Genomic DNA, 14,225 nt, shown 5'->3' with positions numbered 1-14,225 from the left:
TCAAATGATCTCTATTCTGCGCCGTGGCCTGCTGGTATTGCTGGCCGCTCTGCCAATGCTGGCGAATGCCGCGGCGACCCCGTCGGCTCATGACCTGGTGGAGCGCACCACCAAGGAACTGTTGAGTGACCTGGCGACCAATCGCGAGCAGTACAAAGCCAACCCAAGCGCGTTCTATGACGCACTGAACCGCATTGTCGGTCCTGTCGTGGATGCCGATGGCATTTCCAAAAGCATCATGACCGTGAAGTACTCCCGCAAGGCGAGCCCTGAACAGGTGAAGCGTTTCGAGGAAAACTTCAAGCGCAGCCTGATGCAGTTCTACGGCAATGCCTTGCTTGAATTCAACAACCAGGGCATCACCGTAGCACCTGCCAAGGACGAAGGCGATGACCGCACCAGCGTTGACATGCAGGTCAAGGGCAATAACGGCGCGATCTATCCGGTTTCCTACACGCTGGTCAAGCTGAACGGCGAGTGGAAAGTGCGTAACGTTGTCATCAACGGTATCAATATCGGCAAGCTGTTCCGTGATCAGTTCGCCGATGCCATGCAGCGCAACGGCAACAACCTGGACACCACCATCAACAACTGGGCTGGCGAAGTGGCCAAGACCAAGTCCACCGTAGACGCTGCGCAGAAGCCTGCACAATGACAGAGTCCGCCGTCCGCCTCGTCGGGCCTGGCGAGCTCAGGCTGATTGGTGTGCTGGATTACCGCACCGGGCCACAGCTGCGCAAGCAGGGTGCGGCGCTGATCAAGTCGGGTGATCTGGCCGATCTGACACTTGATTGCTCGGGCGTCGAGAAATCCAGCAGCGTAGGCCTCGCCTTGCTGCTGGCTTTCATGCGTGATGCACAGGAGGCAGGCAAGTCGATCACTGTCCGCTCGCTGCCTGAAGACATGCGTCAGATAGCCCGTGTATCAGGTCTGACCGAGCTACTGGACACCCACTGACAGGCGTCATCGAAAAAGCCCTTTATCCGGGACCTGCTTGTCGGGCTTCGCATAACATGGGCTTTTTTGTATGATGGCCGACCCGCGCGCGTACAGCGCCGATCGAGGTTAAGCATGCAGGCCGTAGAAGTTAAAAGCTTCCTTGAAGGAAAGCTGCCGGAAATCAAAGTGGAAGTCGAAGGCGAAGGCTGCAACTTCCAGCTGAATATTATCAGCGACGAGTTGGCCGGCCTGAGTCCGGTCAAGCGTCAGCAACAGATTTATACCCATCTGAACCCCTGGATTGCCGATGGCAGCATCCACGCGGTGACCATGAAATTTTTCAGCCGCGCTGCATGGGCCGAGCGTTCCTGAGCCAATTGGTGTCGAGACTCTAATGGATAAATTGATTATTACCGGCGGCGTTCGTCTTGATGGCGAAATTCGCATCTCCGGGGCAAAGAACTCTGCCTTGCCGATCCTTGCCGCCACGTTGCTGGCTGACGGGCCGGTTACTGTTCAGAACCTGCCCCACCTGCACGACATCACCACCATGATCGAGCTGTTCGGTCGCATGGGCATCGAGCCTGTGATCGATGAAAAGCTCAGCGTCGAGATCGACCCGCGCACCATCAAGACTCTGGTCGCCCCGTACGAACTGGTGAAAACCATGCGTGCGTCGATTCTGGTATTGGGCCCGATGGTCGCTCGCTTCGGCGAGGCCGAAGTGGCGCTGCCAGGCGGCTGCGCCATTGGTTCGCGTCCGGTTGATCTGCATATTCGTGGTCTTGAGGCCATGGGCGCGATCATCGATGTCGAGGGTGGCTACATCAAGGCCAAGGCACCCGAGGGTGGCCTGCGTGGTGCCAACTTCTTCTTCGATACCGTGAGTGTGACCGGTACTGAAAACATCATGATGGCCGCCAGCCTCGCCAACGGCCGCAGCGTTCTGCAGAACGCTGCTCGCGAGCCCGAGGTTGTCGATCTGGCCAACTTCCTGATCGCGATGGGCGCAAAAATTCACGGCGCAGGCACCGACACCATCACTATCGATGGCGTCAAGCGTCTGGGCCCGGCCACCTACAAGGTCATGCCTGACCGTATCGAGACCGGCACCTATCTGGTAGCCGCTGCCGTTACCGGTGGTCGCGTCAAGGTCAAGGACACTGATCCGACCATCCTTGAAGCGGTGCTGCTCAAGCTTCAGGAAGCCGGTGCCGAAGTCACGACCGGTGAAGACTGGATCGAGTTGAACATGCACGGCAAGCGTCCAAAGGCTGTCAACGTGCGTACCGCGCCGTATCCAGCGTTTCCGACCGACATGCAGGCGCAGTTCATCTCGCTCAATGCGATTGCCGAAGGTACGGGTGCGGTCATCGAGACCATCTTTGAAAACCGCTTCATGCACGTGTATGAAATGCACCGCATGGGCGCTCAGATCCAGGTTGAAGGCAACACTGCTATTGTCACCGGCACCGAAGTGCTCAAGGGCGCGCCAGTCATGGCGACCGACCTGCGTGCATCGGCCAGTCTGGTGATCTCTGCGCTGGTTGCCCAGGGCGACACGCTGATCGACCGCATCTACCACATCGACCGTGGTTACGAGTGCATCGAAGAGAAGCTGCAAATGCTGGGCGCTAAGATCCGCCGCGTTCCGGGCTAGTAGCGCGTGGCCCTGATGCCACTGGCATCGGGGCCGCCTGTTCTGTCGCGGGTGTGATTTCTGATTCGTTTCACTTCAGGCCGAACACGCTTGAGGGTTGTCATGCGCCGCTTGCGTCGTGACAAAAGTTTCCTGATAAGGACTTACGTTTCCCATGTTGACCATCGCACTGTCCAAGGGCCGCATTCTTGACGACACCCTGCCGCTTCTCGCTGAAGCGGGCATCGTGCCGACCGAGAATCCGGACAAGAGCCGCAAGCTCATCATCCCCACGACTCAGGCTGACGTGCGCCTGCTGATCGTGCGTGCCACCGATGTGCCGACCTATGTCGAGCATGGTGCCGCCGATCTGGGCGTCGCGGGCAAGGATGTGTTGATGGAATATACCGGCCAGGGCCTTTACGAGCCTCTGGACCTGCAAATTGCCAAGTGCAAGCTGATGACTGCCGGTGCCATCGGTGCGGTCGAGCCCAAGGGCCGTCTGCGCGTGGCGACCAAGTTCGTCAACGTTGCCAAGCGTTACTACGCCGAACAGGGTCGTCAGGTCGATATCATCAAGCTGTACGGTTCCATGGAGCTGGCACCGCTGATTGGTCTGGCTGACAAAATAATCGACGTAGTCGACACCGGTAATACCTTGCGAGCCAATGGCCTTGAGCCTCAGGAACTGATCGCTACCATCAGCTCGCGTCTGGTAGTCAACAAGGCTTCCATGAAGATGCAGCACGCACGCATTCAGGCCCTCATCGACACCCTGCGCAAGGCAGTGGAGTCGCGACACCGTAGCTGATTCACTCACGCAACGTTGAGTTGCGTCCAGCTATCCGTGTCATAGCCAAATTTCTCAGGTGCCTGCGCGGATAGCTTGGTAGCTTTAGGCTCCTGAGCATCCGCCAATTATTGAGGCCCCCGCTATGACCACGCCCACTGCAATTCGCCGACTCGACGCTGCTGACCCGGATTTCGCACGACATCTGGATCACCTGCTGAGCTGGGAAAGCGTGTCTGACGACTCGGTCAACCAGCGCGTGCTCGACATCATCAAGGCGGTACGTGAGCGCGGCGACGAGGCGTTGGTCGAGTTCACCCAGAAGTTTGACGGGCTGCAGGTCGCGTCGATGGCCGACCTGATTCTGCCTCGCGAGCGCTTGGAACTGGCATTGACCCGCATCACGCCGGTCCAGCGCGAGGCGCTGGAAAAAGCCGCCGAGCGTGTGCGCAGCTACCACGAAAAGCAGAAACAGGATTCCTGGAGCTACACCGAGGCCGATGGCACGGTGCTGGGCCAGAAGGTCACGCCGCTGGACCGCGCAGGCCTGTATGTGCCCGGTGGCAAAGCCTCGTACCCGTCTTCGGTATTGATGAATGCCATTCCGGCCAAAGTGGCAGGCGTGACCGAAGTGGTCATGGTCGTGCCGACGCCGCGTGGCGAAATCAACGAACTGGTGCTGGCCGCTGCCTGTATTGCGGGTGTCGACCGGGTGTTCACCATCGGTGGTGCGCAAGCTGTGGCAGCGCTGGCCTACGGCACTGAAAGCGTGCCAAAGGTCGATAAGGTTGTCGGCCCCGGGAATATTTATGTGGCCACCGCCAAGCGCCACGTATTCGGCCAGGTCGGGATCGACATGATCGCCGGTCCTTCCGAGATTCTGGTGGTGTGTGACGGTCAGACCGATCCTGACTGGATTGCCATGGACCTGTTTTCCCAGGCCGAGCACGACGAAGATGCCCAGGCCATTCTGGTCAGCCCGGATGCCGATTTTCTCGACAAGGTTGCCGCCAGTATCACGCGTCTGCTGCCAACCATGGAGCGCGCGGCTATCGTCGAAACGTCGATCAACGGTCGCGGCGCATTGATAAAAGTGGCAGACATGGCGCAAGCCATCGAAGTTGCCAATCGCATTGCGCCTGAGCACCTTGAATTGTCGGTCGCCGATCCGGAAGCCTGGCTGCCGCAGATCCGCCATGCGGGTGCGATCTTCATGGGGCGCCACACCTCCGAAGCACTGGGCGACTACTGCGCAGGTCCCAACCACGTACTGCCGACCTCCGGCACGGCGCGTTTTTCCTCGCCGCTGGGCGTGTACGATTTTCAGAAGCGCTCGTCTATCATCTACTGCTCGCCGCAGGGTGCGTCCGAGCTGGGCAAGACAGCGTCGGTGCTGGCTCGTGGCGAATCCCTGAGCGGCCATGCCCGCAGTGCTGAATATCGAATTACTGATCCCGACTGGAAAGCAGGCAATACAGAGGACGGCAAATAATGAGCAAATTCTGGAGTCCTTTCGTCAGCGATCTGGTGCCTTATGTGCCGGGCGAGCAGCCGAAGCTGACCCGGCTGGTCAAGCTCAATACCAATGAAAACCCGTATGGCCCGTCGCCCAAGGCTGTCGAGGCCATGCGTGCCGCGCTGACCGACGACTTGCGTCTGTACCCGGACCCCAACAGCGACCTGCTCAAGCATGCTGTCGCCGATTACTACAAGGTGCAGCCCAATCAGGTGTTCCTGGGCAACGGTTCAGACGAAGTGCTGGCGCACATCTTTCACGCCTTGTTTCAGCACGATGCTCCGCTGCTGTTTCCGGACATCAGCTACAGCTTCTATCCGGTCTACTGCGGTCTGTACGGGATCGATTACGAAATGATCGCGCTGGATGATCAGTTCCAGATTCGTGCCGAAGACTACGCCAGACCCAATGCCGGGATCATTTTCCCTAACCCGAATGCACCGACCGGTTGCCTGCTCGGTCTGGACAAGGTCGAGCAGATTATCAAGGCCAGCCCGGATTCAGTGGTCGTCGTTGACGAAGCGTACATCGACTTTGGTGGCGAGACCGCGATCACGCTGGTTGATCGCTACCCGAACCTGCTGGTCACTCAGACCTTGTCAAAGTCGCGCTCGCTGGCCGGTCTGCGTGTCGGCCTGGCGGTGGGGCATTCTGATCTGATCGAAGCGCTGGAGCGGGTCAAGAACAGCTTCAACTCCTATCCGCTGGACCGTATGGCCAATGTGGGTGGTGCGGCAGCTTTCGAGGACCGCGAGCACTTCGAGTCGACCCGCAACAAGGTCATCGAAAGTCGCGAGGCGCTGGTCGAACAGTTGCAGGGCAAAGGCTTCGAAGTGCTGCCTTCGGCAGCGAACTTCATCTTCGCCCGCCACCCGCAACACGATGCTGCAGCCCTGGCTGCGAAACTGCGCGAGCAGGGCGTCATCGTTCGCCACTTCAAACAGCAGCGAATCGCCCAGTTCCTGCGCATCAGCATCGGCACGCCAGAGCAGCATCAGGCGTTGCTGGAAGGGTTGAGCGATATCTGAGACGCGGATCGGTCAGCCCGAAAACGGGCTGACCTTGCGCTGCCACAGGATCATTGATGCCGCAGAGCATCCGCATGGCCTGGAAACACCGCCGACCTATGTGAGTAATCCAAATGGCTCGAAAACATTCCGGGTCCGTGGGAGCGAGCTTGCTCGCGAAGAAGCCCGTGCAGCCGCTGAAACTCCATTGATCAGGTAATCCGCCTTCGCGAGCAAGCTCGCTCCCACAAGATCATCGCTGCCGCAGAGCATCCACATGGCTTGAAACAACCCGGACCTGTGTGAGTGTCTCGCATGGCTTGAAACACTCCGGACCTGTGGGAGCGAGCTTGCTCGCGAAAGGGCCTGCACAAGCGCCGAAAATGCATCGATTGAAACACTTTCTTCGCGAGCAAGCTCGCCCCCCACGCCCTTCGGGCAGAAGCCCGGATGCCCTTTATTCCCGGCGTCACAGATCTGTGCTGTACCGCACTTTCAGGTAATGGCGCATCACTCCGGCGCTGCGGCAGGTGTCGGTGCAGGTGGGGGGCGCAGGCCGACCTCGGCGCTCAAGCGCATCTCCTTGCCGTTGCGCATCACGTCGATAGCAATCTTGTCCTTAGGTTTGGTGCGCGCCACCTGGTTCATCGAGCGACGACCGTCGCCAGCGGGTTCGCCATTGATGCTCAGAATCACATCACCCAGTTGCAGCCCGGCTTTCTGCGCCGGTCCATCGCGGAAGATACCCGCCACAACGATTCCGGGACGATCCTTCAGCCCGAATGACTCGGCCAGTTCCTGGGTCAGCGGTTGAACTTCGATGCCCAGCCAGCCACGAATGACCTGACCGTGCTCGATGATCGACTTCATGACATCCATTGCCAATTTGGTCGGAATAGCGAAGCCGATGCCCTGGGAGCCGCCGGACTTGGAAAAAATCGCGGTATTGATACCGATCAGATTGCCGCTGGCGTCTACCAGCGCACCGCCCGAGTTACCCGGGTTGATGGCCGCATCGGTCTGAATGAAGTCTTCATAAGTGTTGAGGCCCAATTGATTGCGCCCGGTGGCACTGATGATCCCCATGGTCACGGTCTGGCCGACCCCGAACGGGTTGCCGATCGCCAGCGCAACATCGCCGATGCGGATGCTGTCAGAGCGCGCGATAGTAATCGCGGGCAGGTTTTTCAAATCGATCTTGAGCACCGCCAGATCGGTTTCCGGGTCATTGCCGATGACCCGGGCAATGGTTTCGCGGCCGTCTTTTAGCGCCACCACGATCTGGTCCGCGCCTGTGGTGACGTGGTTATTGGTCAGTATGTAGCCTTCGGGGCTCATCATGACGCCAGAGCCAAGGCTCGACTCCATGCGCTTCTGCTTGGGCGTGTTGTCGCCGAAGAAGCGCCGGAACTGCGGGTCTTCGAAAAGCGGGTTGTTGCCCTTGTTGACCATCTTGGTGGTGTAGAGGTTGACCACCGCGGGCGCTGCGGCAATGACCGCATCGGCATAGGACGACGGACCTTGCATGACGTTGGTGGTCTGCGGAGCCTGTTGCAGATTGACATCCAGGCTCGGCAGGCCTACCCACTGCGGATAGCGCTGAATAATCAGCATGGCGATAAGCACGCCAGCCAGCAATGGCCAGCCGAAAAAACGCAGTGCCTTGAACATTTAACAAGTCCTGATGGTTGCGGGCGCAGAAAGTTTTGCCACGGGTGCGCCATAATGGCGGGCATTATACGAGTACAACGCAGCTCTGAACTGCATATTTAGGAGTCTTTTATGGCTGTTGCCCTGAGCACCCTGGTCGAAGAAGCCGACCGCTATCTGAACAGTGCCCGGATTCAGGATTATTGCCCTAATGGCCTTCAGGTCGAGGGTCGGCCTCAAGTGATGCGCATCGTCAGCGGCGTGACGGCCAGCCAGGCATTGCTGGACGCTGCCGTAGAGGCTCAGGCTGATCTGATTCTGGTCCATCACGGTTATTTCTGGAAAGGCGAAAACCCCTGTGTTGTCGGCATGAAGCAGCGTCGCCTGAAAACTCTGCTCAAGCACGACATCAGCCTGCTTGCCTACCACCTGCCGCTGGACGTGCACCCTGAAGTGGGCAATAACGTGCAGCTGGCACGTCAGTTGGACATCACTGTCGAAGGCCCGCTGGACCCCGAAAATTCGCGAGTGGTCGGCTTGATCGGTTCGTTGTCCGAACCCATGACGCCGCGGGATTTTGCCCGTCGCGTGCAGGATGCGCTGGGGCGTGAGCCATTGCTCATCGAAGGCAGTCAGATGATTCGCCGTGTCGGCTGGTGCACGGGCGGTGGTCAGAACTACATTGATCAGGCAGTGCTGGAAGGCGTCGATCTGTTCCTCAGTGGCGAAGCGTCGGAGCAGACATTCCACAGCGCACGGGAGAACGACATCAGCTTCATCGCGGCCGGTCATCACGCCACCGAGCGATATGGCGTTCAGGCCCTGGGTGATTACCTGGCCCGACGCTTTGCGCTCGAGCATATCTTCATCGACTGCCCGAACCCGATTTGAACGATCAAACAGCAGGGCATATGCATAGATCGTTTCGATCTAGCTGCATCGCTGATTAGCGATATCACGCATGTTAAAGTGCTCGGCTCGAATACGGCCCGCAGGCCGCCCCGGGGTTTCCCGGTCCATAACGAACGCAATCCGTGAGTAGCCATGGTTGACAAACTGACGCATCTGAAACAGCTGGAGGCGGAAAGCATCCACATCATCCGCGAGGTCGCCGCCGAGTTCGATAACCCGGTGATGCTGTACTCGATCGGCAAGGATTCGGCCGTGATGCTGCACCTGGCGCGCAAGGCATTCTTCCCCGGTAAATTGCCGTTTCCGGTCATGCACGTCGATACTCGCTGGAAATTCCAGGAGATGTATCGTTTTCGCGACAAGATGGTCGAGGAAATGGGCCTGGACCTGATCACTCACATCAACCCCGATGGTGTGGCGCAGGGCATCAACCCCTTCACCCACGGCAGCGCCAAACATACCGACATCATGAAGACCGAGGGCCTGAAGCAGGCGCTCGACAAGCATGGTTTTGATGCCGCTTTCGGCGGTGCCCGGCGCGACGAAGAAAAGTCCCGGGCCAAGGAACGCGTCTATTCGTTCCGCGACAGCAAACATCGGTGGGACCCTAAAAACCAGCGCCCCGAGCTGTGGAATGTCTATAACGGCAACGTCAACAAAGGCGAGTCTATCCGGGTGTTCCCGCTCTCCAACTGGACCGAGCTGGACATCTGGCAGTACATCTACCTTGAAGGCATCCCTATCGTGCCGCTGTACTTCGCCGCCGAGCGCGACGTGATCGAGAAGAACGGTACGCTGATCATGATCGACGACGAGCGCATCCTCGAGCATCTCACCGATGAAGAGAAGTCGCGCATCGTCAAGAAAAAGGTCCGTTTCCGCACGCTGGGTTGCTACCCGCTGACCGGTGCTGTCGAGTCCGAAGCGACCAGCCTGACCGACATCATTCAGGAAATGCTGCTGACACGAACTTCCGAACGCCAGGGCCGGGTCATTGACCATGACGGTGCCGGCTCGATGGAAGAAAAGAAACGTCAGGGTTATTTCTAAGGGGTGTCACATGTCGCATCAATCTGATTTGATCAGCGAGGACATCCTCGCCTATCTGGGCCAGCACGAACGCAAGGAAATGCTGCGCTTTCTTACCTGTGGCAACGTCGATGACGGCAAGAGCACGCTGATCGGGCGTCTGCTGCATGACTCGAAGATGATCTATGAAGATCATCTTGAAGCCATCACCCGGGACTCGAAGAAGTCCGGCACCACCGGCGATGACGTCGATCTGGCGTTGCTGGTGGATGGTCTGCAGGCCGAGCGGGAGCAGGGCATCACTATCGATGTTGCCTATCGCTATTTCTCCACGGCCAAGCGCAAGTTCATCATTGCCGATACGCCGGGCCATGAGCAGTACACCCGTAACATGGCCACCGGCGCTTCGACCTGTGACCTGGCGATCATTCTGGTGGACGCGCGCTATGGCGTGCAGACCCAGACCCGTCGTCACAGCTATATCGCCTCTCTGCTGGGTATCAAGCACATCGTCGTCGCCATCAACAAGATGGACCTCAACGGCTTCGATGAGGGCGTGTTCGAGTCGATCAAGGCCGATTACCTGAAGTTCGCCGAGGGTATCGCGTTCAAGCCGACCACCATGGCGTTTGTTCCAATGTCGGCGCTCAAGGGCGACAACGTGGTGAACAAGAGCGAGCGTTCGCCCTGGTACACCGGCCAGTCGCTGATGGAAATTCTCGAGACCGTCGAAATTGCCAGCGACCGCAACTATGCGGACCTGCGATTCCCGGTGCAGTACGTCAACCGTCCCAACCTGAACTTCCGCGGTTTCGCCGGTACGCTGGCCAGCGGTATCGTGCACAAGGGCGACGAGATCGTCGTGCTGCCGTCGGGCAAGAGCAGCCGTGTGAAGTCCATCGTCACTTTTGAAGGCGAGCTGGAGCAGGCCGGTCCGGGGCAGGCCGTGACGCTGACCATGGAAGACGAGATCGACATTTCCCGCGGTGATCTGCTGGTGCATGCCGACAACGTCCCACAGGTCAGCGATGCGTTCGACGCGATGCTGGTGTGGATGGCCGAAGAGCCCATGCTGCCGGGCAAGAAGTACGACATCAAGCGCGCTACCAGCTATGTGCCGGGCTCTATTGCCAGCATTACTCATCGGGTCGATGTGAACACGCTGCAGGAAGGCCCTGCCAGCTCGTTGCAGTTGAACGAGATCGGACGCGTCAAAGTCAGCCTCGATGCGCCCATCGCGCTGGACGGCTATGACAGAAACCCCACCACTGGCTCGTTCATCGTCATCGATCGTCTGACCAATGGCACTGTGGCAGCGGGCATGATCATTGCCAAGCCGGTTTCAGGCGGTGGCTCGCAGCATCATGGCGAGCTGGCCCACGTCTCTACTGAAGAGCGTGCGCAGCGTTTCGGTCAGCAGCCGGCTACCGTATTGTTCAGCGGCCTGTCCGGCGCAGGCAAAAGTACGTTGGCGTATGCGGTCGAGCGTAAGTTGTTCGACATGGGCCGTGCGGTCTATGTGCTGGACGGTCAGAACCTGCGTCATGACCTGAACAAGGGCTTGCCACAGGACCGTGCCGGGCGTACCGAGAACTGGAGCCGTGCTGCCCACGTGGCGCGCCAGTTCAACGAAGCGGGCCTGCTGACCCTGGCTGCCTTTGTGGCGCCGGATGCCGAGGGCCGTGAGCGCGCCAAGGCGCTGATCGGCAAGGATCGTCTGCTGACCGTCTATGTTCAGGCGTCGCCAGCAGTCTGCCGCGAGCGTGACCCGCAAGGCCTGTATGCCGCTGATGGCGACAACATTCCTGGCGAGTCCTTTCCGTATGACGTGCCGCTGAATGCCGATCTGGTGATCGACACGCAGACACTCAACCTGGAAGAAAGCGTTAAACAGGTGCTGGATCTGCTGCGCAGCCGCGGCGCGATCTGATACGCATGCAGGCGTGAAAGCCCAATGGTTTTCAGCGCCTGCATTGGCCTCTTCGCGAGCAAGCTCGCTCCCACAATGGTGCGCACGCACGATCTTGTGGGAGCGACCGGCGTGGCAATCCGCATTGCTCGCGAAGGGGTACGGCACAAAAAAGCCCGCTGGAGATTTTCTCGCCAGCGGGCTTTTGTGTGGCTGTGAATCCTTACCTTTTCAGGCCGTAATGCTCATCCAGCATTCCAGGCGTGTTGGGCGACTTGGGGGCGTAGTCCTTGGGTGTTTCGGTGTCGCGCGGAGGGGTCAGGCGGTCGCGATGATCGCGGTGCGCATGATTGGCCTCAGGGTGCAGGGCGGCCAGCAAGCGTTGGCGGGTCAGCTCGTCGAGAGCCAGACGGTTGGCGCCCTCGGCAAGGTGTTCCTGAACATCCTGATAGCTCTGCGAAAGCTTCTGTACCAGATTGGCCGTGCTGTTGAAGTGCGTGACTACCTCGTTCTGATAGGTGTCGAAGCGCTCCTGAATGTTGTCCAGCTGGCGCTGGGTGCTGTTCGGAACGGTGTTGGGCAGCAGGCGTGCTACCAGAAAACCAATGACGACACCGGCCACCAGGGCGAGCGTCGGCAACAACCAGACTAAGAGCGAGTGTTCCACGAGTCCTTCCTCTATAAACGGCTTTGCTTTACGTTAACGGCTGGAACCTGCGCTGTATACCCGCGACGTATCGTTGATATGCAAGCCGCAGACAATCAGCTAGACGAGTCGACCCATTTCGAGGTCACGGAGTTCTGTTTTGCTCATGCGTGAAACCCCATTATTTATCGATGGCCCAGAAGGCCAGCTCGAAGCGCTGTATCAGGATGTACCCGACGCCCGAGGCGTTGCACTGATCTGCCATCCTAACCCGATACAGGGCGGAACGATGCTCAATAAAGTCGTTTCGACGTTGCAGCGTACCGCAAGGGATCAAGGTCTGATCACCTTACGCTTCAATTATCGCGGTGTCGGTGCCAGTGCCGGTACGTCGGTCGCCGGGCCAGGTGAGATCGATGATGCCCAGGCTGCCGCCAAGTGGCTGCGTGCGCAACATCCTGATCTGCCCATGACCCTGTTCGGTTTTTCTTTCGGTGGCTACGTTGCCGCCAACCTGGGTGGTCGCCTTGAAGGGCAGGGCGAAAAACTGACGCATTTGTTTCTGATTGCTGCAGCGGCCTCGCGGCTCAAGGATCAAAGCGTCTTGCCGCAAGCCTGCCCGCTGACGATCATTCAGCCAGAAGACGATGAAGTGATCGATCCTGAAACGGTCTATGCGTGGTCGGCCGCGCTGCAACGCCCCCATGAGCTGCTGAAAGTGGCAGAATGCGGACACTTTTTTCACGGCAAGCTGACCGATCTGAAAGATCTGCTTCTGCCGCGACTTTCCAACTGATTGCAGCCCGTATTGCATCCTTTAGATAAGCGACCTGCCATGACCACTCGTATCCTGACCGGTATCACGACCACCGGCACTCCCCATCTGGGTAACTACGCGGGCGCGATTCGCCCGGCCATTGTCGCCAGCCGTCAGAGCGATTTCGACTCGTTCTACTTTCTGGCCGACTACCACGCGTTGATCAAATGCGATGACCCGCTGCGCATTCAGCGCTCGCGTCTGGAAATCGCTGCGACCTGGCTGGCAGCTGGCCTGGACGTTGATCGTGTGACCTTCTATCGCCAGTCGGACATTCCAGAGATCCCGGAACTGACCTGGCTGCTCACCTGCGTGGCGGCCAAGGGCCTGCTTAATCGCGCGCACGCCTACAAGGCATCAGTGGACAAGAACGTCGAAGGTGGCGAGGACCCGGATGCGGGCATCACCATGGGACTGTACAGCTATCCGGTACTGATGGCTGCTGACATTCTGATGTTCAATGCGCATCAGGTTCCTGTGGGGCGCGACCAGATCCAGCACGTTGAAATGGCCCGCGACATCGGCCAGCGGTTCAATCACCTGTTTGGCAATGGCAAGGAATTCTTTGTCATGCCCGAGGCCTTGATCGAAGAGAGCGTCGCCACGCTACCCGGTCTGGACGGGCGCAAGATGTCGAAAAGCTACGACAACACCATTCCGTTGTTCAGCAGCGCCAAGGAGATGAAAAGCGCCATATCGCGCATCGTCACCGACTCGCGCGCGCCGGGTGAAGCGAAGGATCCGGACACCTCGCACCTGTTCACCCTGTATCAAGCGTTTTCGACGGCAGAGCAGTGCGCTGAATTCCGTTCCGATCTATTGCAGGGTCTGGGCTGGGGCGAAGCGAAGAATCGTCTGTTCACCTTGCTGGATGCGCAATTGAGCGAGCCCCGTGAAAAATATCTGAGGCTGATCGAGCGTCCTGCCGATCTCGAAGATATCCTGCTCGCCGGCGCGCAGAAGGCACGTCGGGTTGCCACGCCGTTTCTGGAGGAACTGCGTGAGGCGGTGGGTCTGCGCTCGTTCCACGCCACGGTGCAAAACGCCGATACCGGCAAGAAAAAGGCCACCAAGGGCGCGCGTTTCGTTAGTTTCCGTGAAGACGACGGCAGCTTCCGTTTCCGCCTGCTGGCCGCCGATGGCGAGCAGCTGCTGTTGTCGCGCAATTTTGCCGACGGCAAGGCGGCCGGCATCGCCAGCAAGCAGTTGCAGCAGGGTGGTGAGCTGGATCTGCGCAGTGAAGCCAATGGTTTCACGCTGTGGCTGGACGGCGAGTGTGTAGCCGATAGCCCGGAGTTCGCCGATGCCATCGCGCGCGACAACGCGATTCAAACCCTTAAGCTGGCACTTGCTCCTCAACAGGACTGATTG

General features: G+C 58.9%; 14 protein-coding genes. 12 read left to right on the top strand and 2 right to left on the bottom strand.

All coding sequences use genetic code 11. From position 1 onward, the window contains the following. Nucleotides 1–4 precede the first annotated feature (4 nt). From RYA97_RS12455 to hisC, 7 genes are all read left to right on the top strand, one after another. Nucleotides 5–655 carry a phospholipid-binding protein MlaC gene (locus RYA97_RS12455; protein ID WP_005744994.1) on the top strand — a complete coding sequence of 217 codons (651 nt, stop codon included), beginning with the start codon at nt 5–7 and terminating at the stop codon, nt 653–655. Next, nucleotides 652–957, top strand: a complete 306-nt coding sequence (locus RYA97_RS12450; protein ID WP_005744995.1) for a lipid asymmetry maintenance protein MlaB — start codon at nt 652–654, stop codon at nt 955–957. The genes RYA97_RS12455 and RYA97_RS12450 overlap by 4 nt, the downstream gene beginning before the upstream one ends. A gap of 114 nt (nt 958–1,071) precedes the next feature. Beyond that, a complete protein-coding gene (locus RYA97_RS12445) occupies nt 1,072–1,311 on the top strand; it encodes a BolA family protein (protein ID WP_002555079.1) in 240 nt (79 codons plus the stop codon). A gap of 22 nt (nt 1,312–1,333) precedes the next feature. Beyond that, a complete protein-coding gene (gene murA / locus RYA97_RS12440; protein ID WP_002555078.1) occupies nt 1,334–2,599 on the top strand; it encodes a UDP-N-acetylglucosamine 1-carboxyvinyltransferase in 1,266 nt (421 codons plus the stop codon). A 154-nt stretch (nt 2,600–2,753) separates the two neighbouring features. Continuing rightward, the gene (gene hisG / locus RYA97_RS12435; RefSeq protein ID WP_002555077.1) at nt 2,754–3,389 is read left to right on the top strand and encodes an ATP phosphoribosyltransferase; all 636 of its coding nucleotides are present in this window, start codon (nt 2,754–2,756) and stop codon (nt 3,387–3,389) included. Nucleotides 3,390–3,513: 124 nt separating this feature from the next. Continuing rightward, nucleotides 3,514–4,860: a histidinol dehydrogenase gene (hisD, locus tag RYA97_RS12430; RefSeq protein WP_004666188.1), complete on the top strand. Its 1,347-nt coding sequence runs from the start codon at nt 3,514–3,516 to the stop codon at nt 4,858–4,860. Then, the gene (gene hisC, locus RYA97_RS12425) at nt 4,860–5,912 is read left to right on the top strand and encodes a histidinol-phosphate transaminase (protein ID WP_005780953.1); all 1,053 of its coding nucleotides are present in this window, start codon (nt 4,860–4,862) and stop codon (nt 5,910–5,912) included. Before hisD ends, hisC begins: the two co-directional genes overlap by 1 nt. Before the next feature lie 489 nt (nt 5,913–6,401). On the opposite strand, the gene algW is transcribed toward hisC, so the two are convergent. Then, nucleotides 6,402–7,562: a Do family serine endopeptidase AlgW gene (gene algW / locus RYA97_RS12420; protein ID WP_002555073.1), complete on the bottom strand. Its 1,161-nt coding sequence runs from the start codon at nt 7,560–7,562 to the stop codon at nt 6,402–6,404. 111 nt (nt 7,563–7,673) lie between these two features. On the opposite strand from algW, the gene RYA97_RS12415 reads away from it, so the two are divergent. The 3 genes from RYA97_RS12415 to cysN all read left to right on the top strand — a co-directional run bounded on the left by RYA97_RS12415 (nt 7,674) and on the right by cysN (nt 11,412). Beyond that, nucleotides 7,674–8,432 (top strand): Nif3-like dinuclear metal center hexameric protein, encoded by a 759-nt coding sequence (locus RYA97_RS12415; RefSeq protein ID WP_002555072.1) that lies wholly within the window; start codon nt 7,674–7,676, stop codon nt 8,430–8,432. Between the two features lie 153 nt (nt 8,433–8,585). Then, complete coding sequence (gene cysD, locus RYA97_RS12410; protein WP_002555071.1) at nt 8,586–9,503, top strand: sulfate adenylyltransferase subunit CysD; 918 nt, start codon at nt 8,586–8,588, stop codon at nt 9,501–9,503. A 10-nt stretch (nt 9,504–9,513) separates the two neighbouring features. Continuing rightward, the gene (cysN, locus tag RYA97_RS12405) at nt 9,514–11,412 is read left to right on the top strand and encodes a sulfate adenylyltransferase subunit CysN (RefSeq protein WP_005744998.1); all 1,899 of its coding nucleotides are present in this window, start codon (nt 9,514–9,516) and stop codon (nt 11,410–11,412) included. Between the two features lie 202 nt (nt 11,413–11,614). Here the strand turns inward: cysN and RYA97_RS12400 are convergent, their stop codons facing one another. Then, nucleotides 11,615–12,058, bottom strand: a complete 444-nt coding sequence (locus RYA97_RS12400; protein ID WP_004656562.1) for a YhcB family protein — start codon at nt 12,056–12,058, stop codon at nt 11,615–11,617. Nucleotides 12,059–12,203: 145 nt separating this feature from the next. On the opposite strand from RYA97_RS12400, the gene RYA97_RS12395 reads away from it, so the two are divergent. Together RYA97_RS12395 and RYA97_RS12390 are read left to right on the top strand one after the other, a co-directional pair. After that, nucleotides 12,204–12,833 (top strand): alpha/beta hydrolase, encoded by a 630-nt coding sequence (locus tag RYA97_RS12395; RefSeq protein ID WP_316882612.1) that lies wholly within the window; start codon nt 12,204–12,206, stop codon nt 12,831–12,833. Between the two features lie 39 nt (nt 12,834–12,872). Continuing rightward, nucleotides 12,873–14,222, top strand: a complete 1,350-nt coding sequence (locus tag RYA97_RS12390; RefSeq protein WP_057405157.1) for a tryptophan--tRNA ligase — start codon at nt 12,873–12,875, stop codon at nt 14,220–14,222. Nucleotides 14,223–14,225 lie beyond the last annotated feature (3 nt).

The organism is Pseudomonas syringae group sp. 26L6, assembly GCF_032587815.1.
GTDB classification, from domain to species: domain Bacteria; phylum Pseudomonadota; class Gammaproteobacteria; order Pseudomonadales; family Pseudomonadaceae; genus Aquipseudomonas; species Aquipseudomonas amygdali.
Note: the sequence above shows the minus strand (reverse complement) of the source record. Positions and strands in the feature narration are given on the sequence as shown.